Consider the following 20,840-nt stretch of genomic DNA (forward strand, 5'->3'; position numbering starts at 1 on the left):
CGCTGGGCAGTACGTGACGGGGCGCTCCTGGCGGGGCGCCCCGTTCGTGTCCCCTGGGCTTCGCCGCGTGCCTGACGCGGACAGCACGGAAACCCGGCCGGGGTGCTCCCCGGACCGGGTTTCGGTGATTCAGAAGGTCAAGCGCGACGCGGCGACGCAGCAGGACCGGACTCGTCGTCCTCGTCCTCGTCGTCCGTGTTGTAGAGATCCGCGTACTGGGCGTACGGGTCGTCTTCCTCGTCGTCGTCCTCGAACGGCTCGCCATTCGGCGGCTGGCTCGAAGTCGATGCGCCCAGCTCATTGGCCAGACGCGTCAGGTCTGTCCCGCCGCTGCTGTACTTCAGCTGGCGGGCGACCTTGGTCTGCTTGGCCTTTGCCCGGCCGCGCCCCATGGCTCGACCCCCTCGGTGACGGGGCTCGATGGCCCCAGAGTCTTGACACGCGTTCATGATTCGGAACGGACTCTCGAAAGAGAGACCGGTCCGTAGGGCTTCAACGGTACCTGTTTCCGCGGGTCTACGGTACGCCGCGCGCATCACATACCCCGGTACAGAACCTTCGAGGCGCCCTCTCCTCGCTGGTCAATCGCGATTTTAACCTCTTCTGGAGGGCCGACCCGCCGAAGGGAGTGAGTGATGTCTCCCCGGCGACGGGCCGGCCCCGGGTGCGGCGCGGCGCGCGGCACGGTCACGGCTCAGCCGCGCCGGGCCTCCGCCATGCGCTGCTCGGCGATCCGGTCGGCCGCCGCGGCCGGCGGAATGCCGTCCGCCTTCGCACGTGCGAAGATCTCCAGGGTGGTGTCGAAGATCTTGGTCGCCTTCGCCTTGCAGCGGTCGAAGTCGAAGCCGTGCAGCTCGTCGGCCACCTGGATCACGCCGCCGGCGTTGACCACGTAGTCGGGCGCGTAGAGGATCCCGCGCTCCACGAGGTCCTTCTCGATGCCGGGGTGGGCGAGCTGGTTGTTGGCCGCGCCGCAGACGATGCTCGCGGTGAGGAACGGCACGGTGTCGCCGTTCAGGGCGCCGCCCAGCGCGCAGGGCGCGTAGATGTCGAGGCCCTCGACGCGGATCAGCTCGTCGGTGTCGGCGACCACGGCGACCTGCGGGTGCTTGTCGGTGATCCGGCGCACCGACTCCTCGCGGACGTCGGTGATGACGACCTCGGCACCGTCCTGGAGGAGGTGCTCGACGAGGTAGTGGCCGACCTTGCCGACGCCGGCGACGCCGACCTTGCGGCCGCGCAGCGTCGGGTCGCCCCACAGGGTCTGCGCGGAGGCGCGCATGCCCTGGAAGACGCCGAAGGCGGTGAGGACGGAGGAGTCGCCGGCGCCGCCGTTCTCGGGGGAGCGGCCGGTGGTCCACTGGTTCTCGCGGGCGACGACGTCCATGTCGGCGACGTAGGTGCCGACGTCGCAGGCCGTGACGTAACGGCCGGCGAGGGAGGCCACCATGCGCCCGTAGGCGAGCAGCAGCTCCTCGGTCTTGATCTTCTCCGGGTCGCCGATGATGACGGCCTTGCCGCCGCCGTGGTCGAGACCGGCCATGGCGTTCTTGTACGACATGCCCCGGGAGAGGTTGAGCGCGTCGGCGATCGCCTCGGCCTCGGAGGCGTACGGGTAGAAGCGGGTGCCACCGAGGGCGGGGCCCAGGGCGGTGGAGTGGAGGGCGATGACGGCCTTGAGGCCGGATGCGCGGTCCTGGCAGAGGACGACTTGCTCGTGGCCACCCTGCTCCGAGTGGAACAGAGTGTTCAGTACGTCGACAGGAACGCCGGTCACATCGGTCACGGTGGTGACTCCCAAGTACGAAGCGGCGGTTGCGGCCCTCCCTGCGGGTGGGGGAGGACCAGTTCGGCAAGAGAGTAAGTCCTACCTGGGCGTAGATCGGCCGCAGTGCTCAGGATCACCCCCTCCCGGAGTACCTCCGTGGAAGGATTCGCGACATGTCGGTCGCCTCCTCGGTCCCCGTTCCCTACGCGTCCTACCTGCGGGTGTACGAGCCGCTGGCCGCGTTTCCCGAGCCGGAGCGGAGCCACTGGGCGCGGTACGCCCGCCGGCCGCGGACCCCGGGGGCGCAGGAGGAGCTGCGGCGGTCGCTCGCCGACCTGCTGCCGACGCCGCCGGTCCCGGTGCCGGTCCACGAGAGCGGCGAGGCCTTCGTCGCGCACCTGGACGGGGTGGTGGTGATCTGCCCGTGGCGGACCCGGCTGCGGGGATGGCTGGCGATCCGGGAGCTGGTGGCGGAGGGGTATCCGGCGGCGGTGCTCGACGCGATGCTGCCGCCGGTGGTGCGGGGGCAGGTGGCCGGCGACTTCGAGCGGTGGCTGGTCCGGAACCCGGACGCGCGGCCGTGGATCCGTACGGGCGTCTGGCACGTGCCGCTGCGCTGGTTCGCGCTCTTCGGGGACGAGGACCGGTCGTACGAGCCGGGGGAGCCGGGGGAGCCGGGAAGCACGGCGGAGGGCCGGGCTCCGGTGCTGCGCTACCGGACGACGATGGCGCAGGCGCGCCGGCGGCTGGCGCGGGCGCTGCGGGTCCTGCGGGACTCCGCCGACGACGGTCCCATGACGGAGGGTCTGATCGACGTGGGCCGCTGGCTGGAGGAGTTCCATCCGCGGGCGCTGGTGGAGCTGGACTTCGGCGGCCTGGTGCACGTGGTCACGCCGGAGTGGCTGGCGGAGGACCGGTCGGCGGCGCAGCTCGCGGAGGGGCTGGCCGCGCTGCGGGCCGGGGACGGTGAGGCGGCCAGCGAGGCGTACGGGCGGCTCGCGGAGCGGTGGCGTGCGGTCAGGGACCTGCGTTTCGCGAATTGACATCAGTCGGGCATCTTCGTCAGGTCGGTATCGACAAGACATGTCCGGCCGGTGTAAATGATCTTCAACACTTCCGGATTCCGGGGCTCCGGTGTCTTTTCGTTCGGGGCTCCGGGCCCTTCGGCACTCATGGGGTGGGGACGTTGGTCCCGATCCGGGCCTTTGGCTCAAGCGTGACGGACAGCACTTACCGCACCCTTGCGCCCATCACCCACCCTCGTGCCAAAATAGGACAAGGAGTCCGGGGAGGGTTCCTTCCGCCCAAGTTTGGGCGGAACGCTCAGCATTGCACTCTATGGGGGGTCTGAGGACTCCTGATCGCCCTGTGACTGATCGTCACAGTGGCGTGACTGTCCGTTATGGCATGGTCCATCGACTTCCGCCGCTGATGAACACCTGCGAGGGCAATTCCATCGGTTTGGCCGACGTGGCTGGACGGATGGTGTAGTTGTAGTGCCGAGGACAAGCCGTTCGTCCTATAACCGACTCGGCCCGCTTCTGCCATTTCGGGCAACGCGGGTCAAGGTGCAGAATTTAGAGGAAAGAACCGAGATGGTTCGGTTCTCCCGAGGAGGCCGCTCATGACCGCTCGCACCCCTGATGCCGAGCCGCTGCTGACCCCTGCCGAGGTTGCCACGATGTTCCGTGTCGACCCGAAGACGGTGACCCGTTGGGCGAAGGCGGGCAAGCTCACGTCCATCCGCACCCTGGGTGGGCACCGCCGTTACCGCGAGGCCGAGGTTCGCGCACTGCTCGCGGGCATTCCGCAGCAGCGCAGCGAAGCCTGAGGCTCGCTCAGCACCCTGCAACACCCCGTAACACCGGGCACGTCCGGGTCCCCCAATCCGGTCGCCCACCCCTAGTACTGCCGACGGCTCCTGCCCCAACAGGCCTCCGTCAACGATCGCGCTGGACTCCGCCGGGTCTGGCGCGATCTTTTTTGTGTCCGGCGCCACTCCTCGGCCGGTGGTGCAATTGCACATATTAAATCGGGCCGGTGTAGGAGAGGTGTAAGTGAAGGGGTTTCTGAAACTCCCTCAGTGACACCCGTCACACTGGTGAAGTCTTGCCAAGGAACAGCCTGCCACCCCCGGGGATCGCCCCCAACCCGCCGTTGGTCATGGGTTGGTGGGACTTTCGTCCCGCGTCGCCGACCTCCCCCGACCGCGCGCCCGCAGGGCCTCGTGACGGCCTCGGGAAGAGGCCGGTGGTCCGGAAGGGCGTGCGGGCGGGACGAGGCCGTCAGACGGGCGCACAGGCCCGCCCCCTCCGGAGCCGGCACCCGGCACGAGCGGCACGGCCGACGCGGCTGACACGGACGGCGCAGGAGGCGGGGGAGGCCCGGGAGGTCGGGCCCGGGAGCCCGGGAACACGACGAAGGCCCGCATCGTGCGATGCGGGCCTTCGTGAAAGCGATCCTGACGGGACTTGAACCCGCGACCTCCACCTTGACAGGGTGGCGAGCTAACCAACTGCTCCACAGGACCTCGTTCGCAACCGCTGTGAAGTGGCTGCGAGGAAGACTGTACAGCAGGTCAGCGGTCTGGTCGAACTCGGCGCCGAAGGCGGCGTCGGCCGGGCCCCAGGAGTGTCGGTCAGGGCGCCGCCGCGTCGATCGCCTTCACGATCCGCTTGTCCGAGATCGGGTACGCCGTGCCCAGCGCGTGCGCGAAGTAGCTCACCCGCAGCTCCTCGATCATCCAGCGGATGTCCGTGACCTCGGTCGGCACCGGACGGCCCTTCGGGAGCTGTTCGAGCAGCCAGGCGTACTCGTCCTGCATCTCCCGGACCTTCTCCATCCGGGTGGTGTCCCGCTGGACCCCGGTCGGCATCTGCTGGAGCCGCCGGTCCACCGCCACCAGGTAGCGCATCAGGTCGGGCAGCCGCTTGAGCCCCGTACGGGTGACGAAGCCGGCCGGCATCAGCCAGGCCAGCTGCGCCCGTACGTCGGTCAGGTTGTCGATCAGGGCCAGGCTGTTCGTGGACTTCAGCCGGCGCTCGCACGCCTGCCAGGCCGCCAGGATCTGCTGGACCTGGCCCACCGTCCGCACCGTCGTGTCCACGAGGTCCGCGCGGACCTTGTCGTACAGCTTCCGGAAGGACTCCTCGTCCCAGGCCGGGCCGCCGTGGTCCGCTATCAGCCGGTCGGCGGCGGCGGTGGCGCAGTCGTCGAAGAGGGCCTGGATCGAGCCGTGCGGGTTCGCGGACAGGGCCAGCTTCTGCTGGTTGGTGAGCTTGTCCGAGGCGAACTTCGCCGGGTTCACCGGAATGTTCAGCATGATCAGCTTCCGGGTGCCCCGCCACATCGCCTGGGCCTGCTCGGCCTCCGTGTCGAAGAGCCGGACGGCGACGGTCGCGCCCTCGTCCACGAGCGCCGGGTACGCCTTGACGGGCTGGCCGGCCCGGCGGGCCTCGAAGACCTTCGTGAGGGTGCCGATCGTCCAGTCCGTGAGCCCCGTGCGCTCCAGGGAGGGCCCGGAGCCGTCAGGGCCGCCCGTGACCGCCGCGGCGGCCTGGGAGAGGGCCTTGCGGGCCTTCGGGCGCAGCTGCAGCCGCAGGGTCTCCAGGTCCTTGTCCTCGGCGAGCTTGCGGCGCCGCTCGTCGACGATCCGGAAGGTGACCTTGAGGTGCTCGGGGACCTTCGCCCAGTCGAAGTCCTCGGCCGTGACCGGGACGCCGACCATCCGCTGGAGCTCGCGGGCGAGCGCGCCCGTCAGCGGCTCCTGGACGGGGACGACCGCGTCCAGGAAGCGGCCGGCGAAGTTCGGCGCGGGCACGTAGTGGCGGCGGATCGGCTTCGGCAGGGAGCGGATCAGCTCCGTGACGACCTCCGCGCGCAGGCCCGGGATCTGCCACTCGAAGCCGTCGTCCGTCACCTGGTTGAGCACCTGGAGCGGCACGTGGACGGTGACGCCGTCCGCGTCCGCGCCGGGCTCGAACTGGTACGTCACCCGGAACTTCAGCGCGCCCTGCCGCCACGAGTCCGGGTAGTCGTCCTTGGTGACCGCCCCCGCCTTCTCGTTGATGAGCATCTCGCGCTCGAAGTCGAGGAACTCCGGCTCGTCGTGGCGCTTGTGCTTCCACCAGGAGTCGAAGTGGGCGCCGGACACGACGTGTTCGGGGACGCGCTTGTCGTAGAAGTCGAAGAGCGTCTCGTCGTCGACGAGGATGTCCCTTCGCCGGGCCCGGTGTTCCAGCTCCTCGACCTCGGTGAGCAGCTTCCGGTTGTCCGCGAAGAACTTGTGGTGGGTGCGCCAGTCGCCCTCGACCAGCGCGTTCCTGATGAACAGGTCCCGGGAGACCTCGGGGTCGATCCGGCCGTAGTTCACCTTGCGGTCGGCGACGATCGGGACGCCGTACAGCGTCACCTTCTCGAAGGCCATGACGGCCGCCTGGTCCTTCTCCCAGTGCGGCTCGCTGTACGTCTTCCTCACCAGGTGCTGCGCGAGCGGCTCGATCCACTCGGGCTCGATCCGGGCGTTGACCCGGGCCCACAGGCGCGAGGTCTCCACCAGCTCGGCGGACATGACGAAGCGCGGGGGCTTCTTGAAGAGCGCGGAGCCGGGGAAGATCGCGAACTTGGCGTTGCGGGCGCCCAGGTACTCGCCGCCCCGGCCGCCCTCGCGGCGGGAGCCGTCCTTCGCCCCGTCCTTGGACTCCTTCACGTCCTTCAGGCCGACGTGCGAGAGGAGGCCGGACAGCAGGGAGACGTGCACGGACTGCTCCGGCGCGTCCTCCTCGTTCACGTGGATGCCCATCTGCTTCGCGACCGTCCGCAGCTGGGCGTAGATGTCCTGCCACTCCCGGATGCGCAGGAAGTTCAGGTACTCCTGCTTGCACATCCGGCGGAAGGAGCTGGATCCGCGCTCCTTCTGCTGCTCGCGCACGTACCGCCACAGGTTGAGGAAGGCGAGGAAGTCGCTCGTCTCGTCCTTGAAGCGGGCGTGCTGCTGGTCCGCCTGCGCCTGCTTCTCGGACGGCCGCTCGCGCGGGTCCTGGATGGACAGCGCCGCCGCGATCACCATGACCTCGCGGACGCAGCCGTTCTTGTCCGCCTCCAGGACCATCCGGGCGAGCCGGGGGTCCACGGGCAGCTGGGAGAGCTTCCGGCCCTGCTGGGTGAGCCGCTTCTTCGGGTCCTTCTCGTCCGGGTCGATCGCGCCCAGCTCCTGGAGGAGCTGCACGCCGTCCCGGATGTTGCGGTGGTCCGGCGGGTCGATGAAGGGGAACTTCTCGATCTCGCCGAGGCCGGCCGCGGTCATCTGGAGGATGACGGAGGCGAGGTTCGTCCGGAGGATCTCCGCGTCGGTGAACTCCGGACGGGTCAGGAAGTCGTCCTCGGAGTACAGCCGGATGCAGATGCCGTCCGACGTACGGCCGCAGCGGCCCTTGCGCTGGTTGGCGCTGGCCTGGCTGACCGGCTCGATCGGGAGGCGTTGGACCTTGGTGCGGTGCGAGTAGCGGGAGATGCGGGCGGTGCCCGGATCGATCACGTACTTGATGCCGGGGACGGTCAGGGAGGTCTCGGCGACGTTCGTCGCGAGGACGATCCGGCGGCCGGAGTGGGCCTGGAAGACGCGGTGCTGCTCGGCGTGCGACAGGCGGGCGTAGAGCGGGAGGACCTCGGTGTTCCGCAGCTGCCGTTTGAGGAGCGCGTCGGCGGTGTCGCGGATCTCGCGCTCGCCGGAGAGGAAGACCAGGACGTCGCCCGGGCCCTCGGCCTGGAGCTCGTCGACGGCGTCGCAGATCGCGGTGATCTGGTCGCGGTCCGACTCCTCGGAGTCCTCTTCGAGGAGGGGGCGGTAGCGGACCTCGACCGGGTACGTACGGCCGCTGACCTCGACGATCGGGGCGTCGCCGAAGTGGCGGGAGAACCGCTCCGGGTCGATCGTCGCCGAGGTGATCACGACCTTGAGGTCGGGGCGCTTCGGGAGCAGCTGGGCCAGATAGCCGAGCAGGAAGTCGATGTTGAGGGACCGCTCGTGGGCCTCGTCGATGATGATCGTGTCGTACGCGCGCAGCTCGCGGTCCGTCTGGATCTCGGCGAGCAGGATGCCGTCCGTCATCAGCTTCACGAAGGTCGCGTCGGGGTTCACCTGGTCGGTGAAGCGGACCTTCCAGCCGACGGCCTCGCCGAGCGGGGTCCGCAGCTCCTCGGCCACGCGCTCGGCGACCGTGCGGGCCGCGATCCGGCGGGGCTGGGTGTGGCCGATCATGCCCCGGACGCCCCGGCCGAGCTCCAGGCAGATCTTCGGGATCTGGGTGGTCTTTCCGGAACCCGTCTCACCGGCGACGATCACGACCTGGTGGTCGCGGATCGCCTCCAGGATCTCGTCCCTCTTCTGCGAGACGGGCAGCTGCTCGGGGTACGTGACCGCGGGCACGCGGGAGGCGCGCCCGTCGACGCGCTCCTTGGCCTTGGCCGCCTCGGCGGCGATCTCGTCCAGGACGGCCGCGCGGGCCTCGGGCTTGCGGATGCGGCGGGCGCCTTCGAGACGGCGGCCGAGCCGGTGGGAGTCCCGCAGCGAGACCTCGGCCAGGACGGACTGGAGGGCGGCGAAGGAAGTAGACATACGGGATCCAGGATCGCACCTGTGGCCGAGAAGCGGCGAACCGATTTCCGAGCGGGTCCGTATCTATCGTTCTCGCATGTCCAACCCCACGTCCAAGCCCACGTCAAAGCCCACGTCCAAGCCCCGGCAGGTCCTGATCGTGTCCGGGGTGGCGGCCGCCGCCGTGCTCCTCGGCGTCGTCTCGTACACCGCGACCCGCCCGGCGTCGCCCGGCGCGGCCGGCTCCTCGTCCGTCGCGGAGGTCTCCGCCGACCCGTCCGCCGGCGTCTACCCCGACCTGGAGGCGTACGCCCGCCGGGACGCCTCCGACAAGCTCGCCCTGGGCCGGGCCGACGCGCCGGTCGTGCTCATCGAGTACGCCGACTTCCAGTGCGGCTACTGCGGCAAGTTCGCCCGGGACACCGAGCCCGTCCTGGTGCGGAAGTACGTCGCGAACGGCACCCTGCGCATCGAGTGGCGGAACTTCCCGATCTTCGGCGAGGAGTCGTCGGCCGTCGCCCGCGCCTCCTGGGCGGCCGGGCAGCAGGGCAGGTTCTGGGAGTTCCACAAGGCCGCCTACGCCGAGGGCGCCAAGGAGAAGGGCTTCGGCAAGGAGCGGCTCGCCGCCCTGGCCGAGGAGGCGGGCGTCCCCGACGCGGCCCGGTTCGCGAAGGACAGCGAGGGGGAGGCGGCCCGCAGGGCCGTCCTGGAGGACCAGAAGCAGGGGTACGCGCTCGGCGCCACCTCCACCCCGTCCTTCCTGGTCAACGGCCGGCCGATCGCCGGCGCCCAGCCCCTGGAGGCCTTCACAGAGGCCATCGAGGCGGCGGCGAAGACGGCGAAGGCCGGACGGTGACCTCCGGCATCGGGTACTTCGCCGCGTTCCTCGGCGGCCTGCTCGCCCTCCTCAGCCCGTGCAGCGCCCTGCTCCTGCCCGCCTTCTTCGCGTACTCGATCGACACGCGCGCGAAGCTGGTGGCCAGGACCGGCATCCTCTACGCCGGCCTGGCCACCACCCTCGTCCCGCTCGGCGCGGCCGGCTCCCTCGCGGGCCGGTTCTTCTACGGCCACCGGGACCTCCTCGTCACCGCCGGAGGCCGGCTGATCATCGGGCTGGGCGTCCTCCAGCTCCTCGGCCTCGGCTTCGCCTCCCGCCGGGTCTCCGAGGCGAGCGGCCGGATCCGCCCCACGTCGGCGCTCTCCGTCTACGCCCTCGGCCTGGTCTACGGCCTCGCGGGCTTCTGCGCGGGCCCGATCCTCGGCAGCGTCCTGACGGTGGCCGCGCTGAGCGGCAGCCCGGCGTACGGCGGACTGCTCCTCGCCGTGTACGCCCTGGGCATGGCGGTCCCGCTGTTCGTCCTCGCGCTGCTCTGGGAGCGCTACGACCTGGGCCGGCGGCGCTGGCTGCGCGGCCGCCCGATCCGGCTCGGCCGCCTGGAGGTCCACTCCACCTCGCTGCTCTCGGGCCTGTTCTTCATCGCCCTCGGCACGCTCTTCCTGGTCTTCGACGGGACGACCGCGCTGCCGGGCCCGCTGTCGGTCGACCAGTCGTTCGCGGTGGAGGAGCGCGTCGCCTCCCTCGGCCGCGCGGTGCCGGACTGGGCGCTGCTCGTCGCGGTGCCGGCCGTCGTGGCGCTCGTCTTCGCGGTGCGGGGCCGCCGCGCGGGCCGGACACCGGAGCACGAGGAGGCGTGACGGTCACGGGGGAGGGGCGCGGGCCTCCTCCCCGTACGGCCGGGAGGGGCGCGGGCGGCTTCCCCGTAGGCCCGGGAGGGGCCGCTTTCCCGGATGCCTCTTCCCCGTACGGCCGCTGTCCGTTTTCGGGAAACGCAGAAGGCCCCGTTCTTTCGAACGGGGCCTTCTCCTTGTGGCTGGGGCCGGGGTCGAACCGGCGACCTATCGCTTTTCAGGCGATCGCTCGTACCAACTGAGCTACCCAGCCACGAGACTGTTTCCAGCCTCAGCGAACCTGACGGGACTTGAACCCGCGACCTCCACCTTGACAGGGTGGCGAGCTAACCAACTGCTCCACAGGTCCTGGCTATGTGCGAGCACTAGTCTCGCACACGGTAATGCGTACCCCCAACGGGATTCGAACCCGTGCTACCGCCTTGAAAGGGCGGCGTCCTGGGCCACTAGACGATGAGGGCTAAGGGCCCACCTGCGCGCTTCTCAGCGCGTCGGGGACGTCTGAAGCATATGGGATGCCGGCCGCTATCGCCAAAACGGTTTCCCCCCGGGGGAGAATGGGCCCGTGCTGGAGATGACGCGCGAGGAGTTCGAGGAGCTTGTCGCCGAGGCCCTGGACCGGATCCCGCCGGAGCTGACGCGGCTGATGGACAACGTCGCCGTGTTCGTGGAGGACGAGCCCGCCCCGGACGATCCGGAGCTGCTCGGGCTCTACGAGGGGACGCCGCTGACCGAGCGGGGCGAGTGGTACGCCGGCGTGCTGCCGGACCGGATCACGATCTACCGGGGGCCGACGCTGCGGATGTGCGAGTCCCGCGAGGACGTGGTCGCCGAGACCGAGATCACCGTGGTGCACGAGATCGCCCACCACTTCGGCATCGACGACGAGCGGTTGCACGCGCTGGGCTACGGCTGAGCCGTCCGGGCGGCATCCAGGCGTGTCCCTTGCGACGCAAAGGGAGTTGGGCAGGGTGACCCGTTCCGTTCCTGCCTGTTGTGTCCTGGAGGTGCCCTCGTGCGCCATTTGCCCACCCCGGTGAGATGGGTCGCCACCGCGCTGGCCGTCGCGGCCTGCGCCGGTCTGAGCGGCTGTATGAGTGTCAGTGACGAGGGGGCGAAGCCGACGCCCGGCGCGTCCGGGGGGAAGCAGGGCGGGGCATCCGAGTCCGGCGGCGGCGCCGACGGCTCGGGCGGGGGCGGCGGCTCCTGGAACGGCCGGCCGGGCAAGGGCGGCCCCGAGCCGGCCGGAGCGGGTAAGGAGTCCCCGGTGCCGAGCGGCTCGCCCTCGGGCACGGCGAAGCCCTCCGCGGGCGCGGTACTGCCGGTCGAGGGCCCGGGCGGCCCCGACGGCTCGCCGAAGCCGCAGCCGACGGGCGGCCACCAGGGTCCGGGCGGGGTGAACGGCGGCGGGGACGGGGACAACGGCAACGGCACGGGCAACGGGAGCGGCGGTCCGGGCGGCGGCGGGGCCACTCCGACGCCGGAACCGACCGCGCCGAGCCCGGAGCCCACGCCCGAGCCGACGGTCCCGACGCCCGAGCCGACCCCGGAACCGACCTCCAACCCCACCGATCCGCCCTCCTCGGGAGCCGACACCCAGCTGGGCGCGATGCGGGCGGCGGACGGGCCGGGGGCGCCCTCGGAACCGGCGGCGTCACCGCAGGTCGGACCGGTGTGACGCGGTCCGATTTGCCATAGGTGGGGGAGGGTGCGTATGGTGGTAGATCGTTTGATCCCATTGCCCGGCGCCGACACAGAAGAGCGCCGTGTGGCGCGTACTCTCCCTAGCCGTGGCTGACCGCATTGAGGCGGTCGATTTGCGAATTCACGGAGTTGACGGGCGCGTGCCGAGACTCCGGAAGGTTTCGCATTTCGCATGTCCATTTTCAGTTCTGACCACGCCGTCATGCCCGAGAACGACGAGATCGTCGAGGCCGTAGAGGCCACCGAGATCGCCGAGCTCGACACCGACATCACCGTCGACGAGGTCATCGACGCCGACGCCGACTCCTTCGACGAGGAGTCCGAGGAGTCCGCGGAGTCCGACGAGCCCACCATCACCTTCGGCGACCTCGGTCTGCCCGAGGGCGTCGTGCGCAAGCTCGCCCAGAACGGCGTCACCACCCCCTTCCCGATCCAGGCCGCGACCATCCCGGACGCCCTGGCCGGCAAGGACATCCTCGGCCGCGGCCGCACCGGCTCCGGCAAGACCCTCTCCTTCGGTCTGCCGCTGCTCGCCGGCCTCGCCGGTGGTCACACCGACAAGAAGAAGCCGCGCGGCATCATCCTCACCCCGACCCGTGAGCTCGCGATGCAGGTCGCGGACGCCCTCCAGCCGTACGGCGACGTGCTCGGCCTCAAGATGAAGGTCGTCTGCGGCGGTACCTCCATGAGCAACCAGATCTACGCCCTGGAGCGCGGCGTCGACGTCCTCGTCGCCACCCCGGGCCGTCTGCGCGACATCATCAACCGCGGCGCCTGCTCGCTCGAGAACGTCAAGATCGCCGTCCTCGACGAGGCCGACCAGATGGCCGACCTGGGCTTCCTGCCCGAGGTCACCGAGCTGCTCGACCAGATTCCCGGCGGCGGCCAGCGCATGCTCTTCTCCGCCACCATGGAGAACGAGATCGGCACCCTGGTCAAGCGCTACCTGACCGACCCCGTCACGCACGAGGTCGACAGCGCGCAGGGCAACGTCACGACCATGACCCACCACGTCCTCGTCGTGAAGCCGAAGGACAAGGCCCCGGTCACCGCCGCGATCGCCGCCCGCAAGGGCCGCACGATCATCTTCGTCCGCACCCAGCTGGGCGCCGACCGCATCGCCGAGCAGCTGTGCGACGCCGGTGTGAAGGCCGACGCGCTGCACGGCGGCATGACGCAGGGCGCCCGTACCCGCGTCCTCGAGGACTTCAAGAAGGGCTACGTCAACGCGCTCGTCGCGACCGACGTCGCCGCCCGAGGCATCCACGTCGACGGCATCGACCTGGTCCTGAACGTGGACCCGGCCGGCGACCACAAGGACTACCTGCACCGCTCGGGCCGTACCGCCCGTGCCGGCCGCTCCGGCGTCGTGGTCTCCCTGGCCCTGCCGCACCAGCGCCGCCAGATCTTCCGCCTGATGGAGGACGCGGGCGTCGACGCCACGCGCCACCTCGTCGGCGGCGCCGGCGCGTTCGACCCGGAGGTCGCCGAGATCACCGGCGCCCGTTCGCTGACCGAGGTCCAGGCCGACTCCGCGAACAACTCGGCCAAGCAGGCCGAGCGCGAGGTCGTCGACCTGACCAAGCAGCTGGAGCGCCTCCAGCGCCGTGCCGTCGAGCTCCGCGAGGAGGCCGACCGCCTGGTGGCCCGCGCCGCCCGTGAGCGCGGCGAGGACCCCGAGGCCGCCGTGGCCGAGGTGACCGAGGCCGCCGAGGCCGAGGTCGCCGCCGCGGCCGTCGAGGCCGAGCGTGCCGCGCGCGTCGAGGAGCAGCGCCGCGAGGAGCGCCCGGCCCGCGACGAGCGGGGCAACTACGAGCGCCGTGACCGTGGTGGCGACCGTGGCGGCTTCCGTCGCGACGACCGTCCGTCCGGTGGCTTCAACCGTGACGACCGCGGTGGCGACCGTGGCGGCTTCCGCCGCGACGACCGTCCCTCCGGTGGTTTCCGTCGGGACAACGACCGTCCGTCCGGCGGCTTCCGTCGCGACGACCGTCCGTCGGGCGGCTTCAACCGTGACGACCGCGGTGGCGACCGTGGCGGCTTCCGCCGCGACAACGACCGTCCGTCCGGCGGCTTCCGCCGTGACGACCGTCCGTCCGGTGGCTTCAACCGTGACGACCGCGGTGGCGACCGTGGCGGCTTCCGCCGCGACAACGACCGTCCGTCCGGCGGCTTCCGCCGTGACGACCGTCCGTCCGGTGGCTTCAACCGCGACGACCGTCCGTCCGGCGGCGACCGTGGCGGCTTCCGTCGCGACGACCGTCCCTCTGGTGGCTTCAACCGCGACGACCGCGGCGGCCGCCCCTTCGAGCGCCGTGACAACGACCGTCCGACCGGCGGCCACCGCGGCAGCGACCGTCCGTTCAACCGCGACCGTCGCGACGACCGTCCCGCCGGCGGCTTCCGCGCCGGTGGCGGCGACCGTCCCTTCGGCCGCCGTGACGACCACCGTGGCACCGGCCCGGCCGGCGGCTCCTTCGGCCGCCGCGACGACAAGCCCCGCTGGAAGCGCAACGGCTGACCTGCCGTGAACCGCTGAACGAACCTCAGGGCCCGCCCCGCACTTCGGTGCCGGGGCGGGCCCTGAGTCGTACCCGCGTGCGACGGGATACGCTCAGCCGGTCGACGTGGGTGGGAAGTGCCGGCCAGGGGGCCCGGCGAAGGCTTCTCCCCCCGATGTCCGCACATCAGGTTGCCCTGGGGAGGGACCTCTCTTTGTCTCGTTTCGCACGCGCGCGGCACTCCCGCGCGCGTCTCGCCGTCCTCGCCACCGCGCTGCTCGCGTCGGGCGCCGCCGTGCTGCCGCCCGTCGGGGCGGCGCAGGCGTCACCGATCGTGGGCATCGACCAGCTCGACGTCGCGCCGAACTGGCGTGCCGTTCCCCGGCAGGAGACCGTCACCGCGGTCGGCCCCACGGGGTACGCGCACGAGACGGAGGCCGCCGGCGGACAGCTGGAGTGGACGGACTTCACCGACCCCGCGAAGAGCGTTCCGCTGGGGTACGACAAGGGGTTCCTGCCGTTCGCCGAGTCCGGCACCGGCGGCCGCTGGGCCTACGTCCAGCACGGCCCCGGCACCCACTACCTCCGTGACCTGACGGACGGCACCGAGCGGTCGTTCGCCGTGCCGCGCGACGCGAGCTACCGGGGGCTGCTCGGCGACACGCTGCTCTTCCAGCAGTACGCCTCCGCCGAGGACTCCTCCACGACCGTCGGCTACTACCTGGTGAGCGCCGCCGCCCCGGACGGGGCCCGCACGCCCGTCACCGGCTGGCCCGAGGGCGCCGGACTGCACCACGCGCGGCTCGCGGCCGGCGACGACACCGTGGCCGTGATCCGCTTCGGCCGGTCCACCGACCCGTACTCCTACGACTTCTCCGACCTCGGCGTCGTCGACCTGCGCACCGGGCAGATGACCGCGATCCCGGCCCCCACCCCGGAAGGGAGCGTGCTCGTCGCGCCGGTGGCGGTGAGCGCCGACCGGATCGCCTGGATCGACAAGAACCGCACCGTCCACGTGCGGCAGCGCGCGGCGCTGACCGGCGCCGAGCAGACGGTCGTCCTGCCCGAAGGCCTGAGCACCGCCCGGATCGGCCTCGTCGGCGACTGGGTCCTCGCCCTCGGCGAGGCCTCCGGCACCGACGCGTCCCTGAAGCGGCGGCTCGTGGCGCTGCACCCCGACGGGCGGAGCCAGACCCTTCTGGAGAAGGCCGAGGCCGAGCTCACCCAGATCGCGGGCGGGGGCGTGGCCGTCGTCGGCGGTACGTCGTCCTCCGACTGGGCCCTGTTCAAGGCCGTCCCGGTGAAGGACGGCGGCGCACCGGTCCTGGAGAAGCTGCGCCGTCTGGAGCCGCTGCCGGCCGAGGTGCGTTCGCTCGCCCTCGGCGCGGGCCGGCTCTCCACCCTGGAGACGGGCACCGCTCAGGGCAGCGGCTTCTACGGGCGGACGTCGCTGCCGGTCGGACCGGTGCACACCGGTCACCCGCAGCCGGTGTGGGCGGGCGCGGAGACGAAGCAACTGGAGAGCGGCACGCCGCTGTTCGACAGCGGGGACGGCCGTACGGTCTATCTGGCCCGTGACGCCTCCCGGCCGCTGGAGGTCACCGCCCGTACCTCCGCCGGTCAGGTGAGCCGGGTGTACACCGGCGAGGCGAACGGCCGGATCACCGACGTCTTCGGCCGGCGCGCGGTCTTCCAGGGCGGCAGCCGGACGCTCGTCGTGGACCTCGACGCGCAGAGCGTCGTCCGCGAGACGCCGTCCGCGCCGGCGGTCCTCTGGGGCGACACCCTGTACGCGGGTTCGACCGCGGCGGGTGAGGTGACGCGCACCGACCTGGCCACCGGCAAGGACCTCGGCAAGGTCACGACCGGCGCGGCGTGCGTCCCGACGGAGCTCCAGGCGTCCGCGGGCCGCTGGCTGTACTGGGGTTGCGGGTCGGCCCAGCAGGGTGTGGTCGACCTCAAGACGAACACGAAGCTCCAGCTGTCCACGGGAGCGGCCGGCAACGCCCTCCTGGGCGACGGCTACGTCGTCGACCGGGACGCCGACGCGTACCTCCGGCTCACCGACCTGACCAAGGTCACCAGCGGCAAGCCCGCGGTGCGCAGGCTCGTCGACGCGACTCCCGTGCGCGGCGCCCGCCGCGAGTTCTGGACCGTGGACCGCTTCGGCGGCGCCGTCGCGTACAAGGACGCCGAGAACCTCGTCCACGTCGTCTGGCCCGGTGTCCCCACCTCCGACCTCACCGCCGCCTCGGCGAAGGCGCCGACGACCATGCGGTCGCAGGACGGCTGGAAGGCGTCCTGGGCGCTGTCCAAGCCCTCGTCGTACTGGCAGCTGACGCTGCGTGACCTGTCCGGGAACCCCGTCCGCGCCTACGGCGGCGGCGAGACCCCGAGCCGTGTCGACGTCTCGTGGGACGGCAGGACGGCGGCGGGGAAGCCCGTCACGAACGGCCGGTACACCTGGCACCTGCAGGCGAACACGGCGGACGGGCAGGGCGCCGACCTGTCCCTGAACGGCACGGTCACGGTCTCCGGCGGGCAACCGGCCTGGCGTGACATGGCCGGGAACGACGGCCAGGGCGACCTGCTCGCGATGGACACGGCGGGCCTGGTGTCCATGTACCGCGGCGACGGGTACGGCGGCCTGTCCGCCCGGATGACGGGCACGGGCACGAAGTTCCCCACCACCTCCGTCCTCGTGCCGTTCGGCGACGTGAACGCCGACGGCTGCGCGGACGTCCTCGCCCGCGTCGGCGACCAGCTGCGCGCCTACCGGCCGGGCTGCGGGAAGGTCGTCGCGGCCTCGTCCCCGTACACGCTGCTCGGCTCCGGCTGGGGCCAGTACGACATCCTGACGTCCCCGGGTGACGTGAACGGCGACGGCTTCACCGATCTGATCGCCCGCCAGGCCTCCACCGGCGACATGTACCTGTACGCCGGCACGGCCGACCACCGGATGAAGCCCCGGGTCCGGTTCGGCACCAACTGGAAGCTGTACAAGAAGGTCGTCGGCGCCGGCGACCTCAACCGCGACGGCCGCGGCGACCTGCTCGGCATCGACGCCTCCGGTGTGCTCTGGCGCTACTACGCCACCGCAACCGGCGGCTACAGCCCCCGCGTCAAGGCCGGTACCGGCTGGGGTGTCTACACCTCCGTGGTCGGCGCGGGCGACCTCTCCGGCGACGGCTGCGCCGACCTCACCGCCCGCGACTCCTCGGGCCGCCTCTACTCCTACGACGGCACCTGCACCGGCGCCTACGGCCCCCGCCTCCTCATCGGCACCGGCGGCTGGAACACCTACAAGTCCCTCTTCTGATCCCCACCCACCCCGACCCGTCCCCGCCCACCCCCGAGTCCCCGGCCCCCACCGCCGGGGACCCGCCCCACGCCCCCCGCGCCACGCACGGCACGGCCCGTGTCGGATACCCGATCGGTTCCGGGGATCTCTCGGGCTATGCTGCACGGGTGTGCTTGTCCACGGGCCGTTAGCTCAATTGGCAGAGCAGTGGACTTTTAATCCATTGGTTGTGGGTTCGAGTCCCACACGGCCTACCGAGAGCGGGGGAGGGGTAGCCCTCTGACCTGCTGCGGAGCGCCCCGACCGGTTTCGACTGGTCGGGGCACTCTGTCGTTCGGGGGTGCTTGCGTGAGCGGTGCGTGAGCGGACGGGCCGGTGCTCCGAGGAAGAGGCCGGATGTGTTCAGGACGTCAGGTCGAACTGCTTGAGCCAGTTCGGGTCCCCGTCTCCGACCGTGGCGACCAGACCGCCGGAGAGCAGCACCATGGAGAGGACGAAGGGCATCGGGCCTCCGTAGTGCTCCACCGCCTGGCTCAGGGTCAGGTCGGATCCGTCCGGGTGACCGATGAGCCCTGCGACCTGGAGCAGGTCGTCATGCCGGATTCCCAGGCTGTCTGACACCCACTGGACGGTGTCCCGGGCCTGGTCCTCGGTGATCTGTTCCCGTGCTCCCACGAGCCAGGCCATGAGGATCGCCCAGACCATGGTGGGGTCAGAGGGATGTTCACCTTCGAGGAAGGACCCTCCGGGTCCCTTCGAGGGGTTCTCCATCCAGGTGGCGATGTCCGCTCGCAGGCGCTTCTGGGTCCGGGCCCGGGAGATCTCGGAGAGGTCGGGCCTTAAGTTGTGCGCTGCCCGAGCGGTGCGTGCGCTCCGGCGGCGCTGGCTGTTTCTTCCCATGGCCCTGAGCATGCCGCTCGGGACCGTCAGGGGGGAGGCGAAACAGCCAATCACCCTACCGTTCTTGGTGGTGAGGTGACGGGGCGCCGCAGAAGTCCGACTTCACCCTGCCACGGGCGGCTCTTGGCGCCGTCGGGGAATGAGGGCTGCCGCCGCCTCGGCCACCGCGCGGTCGACCTCCGGGAGGAGGCTCGTGTACGTGTCTGAGGTCAACGTGATCGTGGAGTGGCGGAGGGTCTCCTTGATCGTGTGGATGTCGCCGCCGGCGCCGTGGGTGAGCGTGGCCGAGACGTGGCGGAGGTCCCGCAGGGTGATGGGCGGGAGGTCGGTGGTGGCGAGGATGCGGCGGAAGGTCTCCGAGACCGTCTCCGGGTGGAGCCAGGAGCCGTCCTCCTTGGTGAAGACCTTGCCCGTGTCCTGCCAGGCGGCGCCGGCCTTCTTCCGTTCCTTCGCCTGACGGGCCTTCTGGGCACGCAGGACCTCGATGTTCACGCTGTCGAGCGCGATCGTGCCCGCGCTGCCGTCGGTCTTCGGTTCGGACTCGTACGGGTCCCAGCCGTCGACGACGATCTCCTTGGCCGGGGTGATGAGGCCGGCGTCGAGGTCGGTCTCGTGCCAGTCCTGGCCGACGGCCTCGCCGCGCCGGAGGCCGCGGGTGCCCATGAGGTGGAAGACGGCGTAGAGCCGGTCCTCTTCGGCGGCGTCGAGGAAGGCGCCGAACTGCTGCGGGGTCCACACCATGACGGGACCGGGGATCTCGCCCGTCTCCCGCCAGCGGCGGACGCGTTCGTCGGTCCAGAGCAGGGGCTTGGGGCGCTTGCCGGACTCCAACTCGACGTGGGCGGCCGGGTTGAAGGTGATGAGCTGCTGGGCGATGGCGGAGTTCAGGGCCGCGCGGAGGGTGCGGCGTACGGCCTGCCGGGTCGCCGGGCCGGTGATCTTCCGGAACGGCTTCATCTCCGCGAGCTTCGCCCGCTCGGCGGCGATCCGCGCCCGTTCGGCGGCGACGGGACGACCGGGCTTGCTCGGCTTGCAGCGGGCGACCTGCTCGCGGCGGGCCTGGTTCTCGGCGGCGATCACCTCGTTGTCGTCGGCTATACCGTCGAACATCTCCACCAGGTGACCGACGTTGAGCCGGGCCAGGCGTATGTGCCCGATGCGGGGCTTCAGGTGGACCCGGATGTGCGAGGCGTAGCCGTTGAGGGTGGTCTTGCGGCGCTTCTTCGAGGCGAACCACGAGTCCAGCCACTCGCCGACGGTGAGGCTGCCCCGCAGCCCGAGTCCGGCGCGCAGGCGGCGTCGGGTCTCCTCGATCTCGGGTAGTGGGGCCTTGTCGGCAGCGATCTCCTCCAGGAGTGCGACCAGCCGCTGGAGGCTGTCGGGGTCGTCCGCGTCGGCCAGCGCGAGGAGTGAGCGGACGTGGTCGAGGTCGGCCTGGGCTTCCTTGAGGGTCTCGTAGCCGGCGCGGCTGAAGGAGCGGCGGGTGCCGTCCTCGCGGGGCGGGAGCTCCTGACGGATGGAGTACGAGCCGTGCTTCCGGCCAGCGAGCTTGGGGCAGTTTTTGCCGAGCGGCTTCCCGGTGTGGGGGTCGCGGCAGTAACAGCGGCGGTGGGTGGAGCCCTTCAAAGGCGGTCCTCCTGGACGGGGTTCTCTTCTGGCGGGTCGACGTCACTCAGTGCGTGGGGCAGGTCGGGTGGGACGGCGCCCTCTTCGCGGAGCTCGCGGCGAAGGTGGCGGAGCCTGTACTTGGCCGAGATGGCCTGGTCGGCGTAGGCGGTCTGCTTGCGTTCGGCCTCCTCCCGCTGGGCGCGGCTGGTGGCCTGCTTGGCCGCGAAGCGGGCGTTCTCCTCCTCTTCGAGGGCTGCGAGTGCGGTGCGGACGAGGCTGGCGTGGAGTTCGAAGTCAGGGACGAGGCCGGCGTCGTGTCCCGGGATTTCCGTCTCGCCGGTGAAGCGACGGAGGGCGTCCCAGGTGGGCACGAGCCTCTGGAAGGGGAGTTCCTGGGTCTCCTCGACGTAGCCGACGGGGAAGAACAGGTGGGCCGGGTACGTCTCCAGGGCGGCGGCCAGGACGATGACGTCCACGAGCGGGAGGACGGTGCGGCGGCCGGACTCCATGTTGGCGATCACGTTCCGCGGGATGGGGTGCCCCAGCTCCTCGCAGCGGTCCGCCAGGTCCTGTGCGCTCCACCCCATCTCCTTCCTTCTCCGCCGGACCTCTCCGGCCACGTTGGCCTTCACCCGGTCCACCCACTCGGGGAAGTCGTCCGATTCATCGTCCACACCGCGTTGTGTCATGCAGACACATTAACTTCCCCATCATGGTTCTTGCTGGCCTGGAGCCGGACGCGAGAGCCGTGTTCGCCGAGGGCTGTGACGAGAG

The 20,840-nt window shown here is 71.1% G+C and carries 14 protein-coding genes and 5 tRNA genes; 9 read left to right on the forward strand and 10 right to left on the reverse strand.

The genetic code is table 11. The features are described from left to right. Positions 1-137 precede the first annotated feature (137 nt). Both MRBLMG1_RS22285 and MRBLMG1_RS22290 read right to left on the reverse strand, forming a co-directional pair. Positions 138-392: a DUF3073 domain-containing protein gene (locus tag MRBLMG1_RS22285; protein ID WP_019887615.1), complete on the reverse strand. Its 255-nt coding sequence runs from the start codon at positions 390-392 to the stop codon at positions 138-140. A gap of 302 nt (positions 393-694) precedes the next feature. Then, entirely contained in the window at positions 695-1,786 is a 1,092-nt protein-coding gene (locus MRBLMG1_RS22290) for a Leu/Phe/Val dehydrogenase (protein ID WP_367825863.1), read from the reverse strand. Positions 1,787-1,941: 155 nt separating this feature from the next. Between MRBLMG1_RS22290 and MRBLMG1_RS22295 the strand changes: the two genes are divergently transcribed. Both MRBLMG1_RS22295 and bldC read left to right on the forward strand, forming a co-directional pair. After that, positions 1,942-2,811 carry a hypothetical protein gene (locus tag MRBLMG1_RS22295; protein ID WP_367825864.1) on the forward strand — a complete coding sequence of 290 codons (870 nt, stop codon included), beginning with the start codon at positions 1,942-1,944 and terminating at the stop codon, positions 2,809-2,811. Between the two features lie 581 nt (positions 2,812-3,392). Beyond that, positions 3,393-3,599 (forward strand): developmental transcriptional regulator BldC, encoded by a 207-nt coding sequence (gene bldC / locus MRBLMG1_RS22300; RefSeq protein ID WP_003949541.1) that lies wholly within the window; start codon positions 3,393-3,395, stop codon positions 3,597-3,599. Between the two features lie 625 nt (positions 3,600-4,224). On the opposite strand, the gene MRBLMG1_RS22305 is transcribed toward bldC, so the two are convergent. Both MRBLMG1_RS22305 and hrpA read right to left on the reverse strand, forming a co-directional pair. Further along, positions 4,225-4,298 (reverse strand) — tRNA-Asp (locus MRBLMG1_RS22305). A gap of 108 nt (positions 4,299-4,406) precedes the next feature. After that, positions 4,407-8,384, reverse strand: coding sequence for an ATP-dependent RNA helicase HrpA (hrpA, locus tag MRBLMG1_RS22310; protein WP_367825865.1), 3,978 nt, complete (start codon positions 8,382-8,384; stop codon positions 4,407-4,409). Positions 8,385-8,460: 76 nt separating this feature from the next. On the opposite strand from hrpA, the gene MRBLMG1_RS22315 reads away from it, so the two are divergent. After that, the gene (locus MRBLMG1_RS22315) at positions 8,461-9,219 is read left to right on the forward strand and encodes a DsbA family protein (protein ID WP_367825866.1); all 759 of its coding nucleotides are present in this window, start codon (positions 8,461-8,463) and stop codon (positions 9,217-9,219) included. Next, positions 9,216-10,058 (forward strand): cytochrome c biogenesis CcdA family protein, encoded by an 843-nt coding sequence (locus MRBLMG1_RS22320; RefSeq protein ID WP_367825867.1) that lies wholly within the window; start codon positions 9,216-9,218, stop codon positions 10,056-10,058. Before MRBLMG1_RS22315 ends, MRBLMG1_RS22320 begins: the two co-directional genes overlap by 4 nt. Positions 10,059-10,231: 173 nt before the next feature. On the opposite strand, the gene MRBLMG1_RS22325 is transcribed toward MRBLMG1_RS22320, so the two are convergent. The 3 genes from MRBLMG1_RS22325 to MRBLMG1_RS22335 all read right to left on the reverse strand — a co-directional run bounded on the left by MRBLMG1_RS22325 (position 10,232) and on the right by MRBLMG1_RS22335 (position 10,513). After that, positions 10,232-10,305: transfer RNA gene (locus MRBLMG1_RS22325), tRNA-Phe, on the reverse strand. A gap of 22 nt (positions 10,306-10,327) precedes the next feature. Beyond that, positions 10,328-10,401, reverse strand: a tRNA-Asp gene (locus MRBLMG1_RS22330). A 39-nt stretch (positions 10,402-10,440) separates the two neighbouring features. After that, a tRNA-Glu gene (locus tag MRBLMG1_RS22335) sits at positions 10,441-10,513 on the reverse strand. A gap of 104 nt (positions 10,514-10,617) precedes the next feature. Here MRBLMG1_RS22335 and MRBLMG1_RS22340 point away from each other — a divergent pair. The 5 genes from MRBLMG1_RS22340 to MRBLMG1_RS22360 all read left to right on the forward strand — a co-directional run bounded on the left by MRBLMG1_RS22340 (position 10,618) and on the right by MRBLMG1_RS22360 (position 17,812). After that, positions 10,618-10,968 carry a metallopeptidase family protein gene (locus tag MRBLMG1_RS22340; protein ID WP_033208941.1) on the forward strand — a complete coding sequence of 117 codons (351 nt, stop codon included), beginning with the start codon at positions 10,618-10,620 and terminating at the stop codon, positions 10,966-10,968. A 99-nt stretch (positions 10,969-11,067) separates the two neighbouring features. Further along, complete coding sequence (locus tag MRBLMG1_RS22345) at positions 11,068-11,730, forward strand: hypothetical protein (protein WP_367825868.1); 663 nt, start codon at positions 11,068-11,070, stop codon at positions 11,728-11,730. Between the two features lie 198 nt (positions 11,731-11,928). Next, on the forward strand, positions 11,929-14,277 hold the full coding sequence (locus MRBLMG1_RS22350; protein WP_367825869.1) for a DEAD/DEAH box helicase: 2,349 nt from the start codon (positions 11,929-11,931) through the stop codon (positions 14,275-14,277). Between the two features lie 194 nt (positions 14,278-14,471). Continuing rightward, entirely contained in the window at positions 14,472-17,576 is a 3,105-nt protein-coding gene (locus MRBLMG1_RS22355; protein WP_367825870.1) for an FG-GAP-like repeat-containing protein, read from the forward strand. A 163-nt stretch (positions 17,577-17,739) separates the two neighbouring features. Next, positions 17,740-17,812 (forward strand) — tRNA-Lys (locus MRBLMG1_RS22360). 148 nt (positions 17,813-17,960) lie between these two features. On the opposite strand, the gene MRBLMG1_RS22365 is transcribed toward MRBLMG1_RS22360, so the two are convergent. The 3 genes from MRBLMG1_RS22365 to MRBLMG1_RS22375 form a co-directional block, all read right to left on the reverse strand. Then, the gene (locus MRBLMG1_RS22365) at positions 17,961-18,263 is read right to left on the reverse strand and encodes a hypothetical protein (RefSeq protein ID WP_367825871.1); all 303 of its coding nucleotides are present in this window, start codon (positions 18,261-18,263) and stop codon (positions 17,961-17,963) included. A gap of 297 nt (positions 18,264-18,560) precedes the next feature. Continuing rightward, complete coding sequence (locus MRBLMG1_RS22370) at positions 18,561-20,084, reverse strand: site-specific integrase (RefSeq protein WP_367825872.1); 1,524 nt, start codon at positions 20,082-20,084, stop codon at positions 18,561-18,563. Further along, positions 20,081-20,740 carry a helix-turn-helix domain-containing protein gene (locus tag MRBLMG1_RS22375; RefSeq protein ID WP_367825873.1) on the reverse strand — a complete coding sequence of 220 codons (660 nt, stop codon included), beginning with the start codon at positions 20,738-20,740 and terminating at the stop codon, positions 20,081-20,083. Before MRBLMG1_RS22375 ends, MRBLMG1_RS22370 begins: the two co-directional genes overlap by 4 nt. Between the last annotated feature and the right edge of the window lie 100 nt (positions 20,741-20,840).

The sequence above is a fragment of the Streptomyces sp. LMG1-1-1.1 genome (assembly GCF_040815545.1).
Classification (GTDB): domain Bacteria; phylum Actinomycetota; class Actinomycetes; order Streptomycetales; family Streptomycetaceae; genus Streptomyces.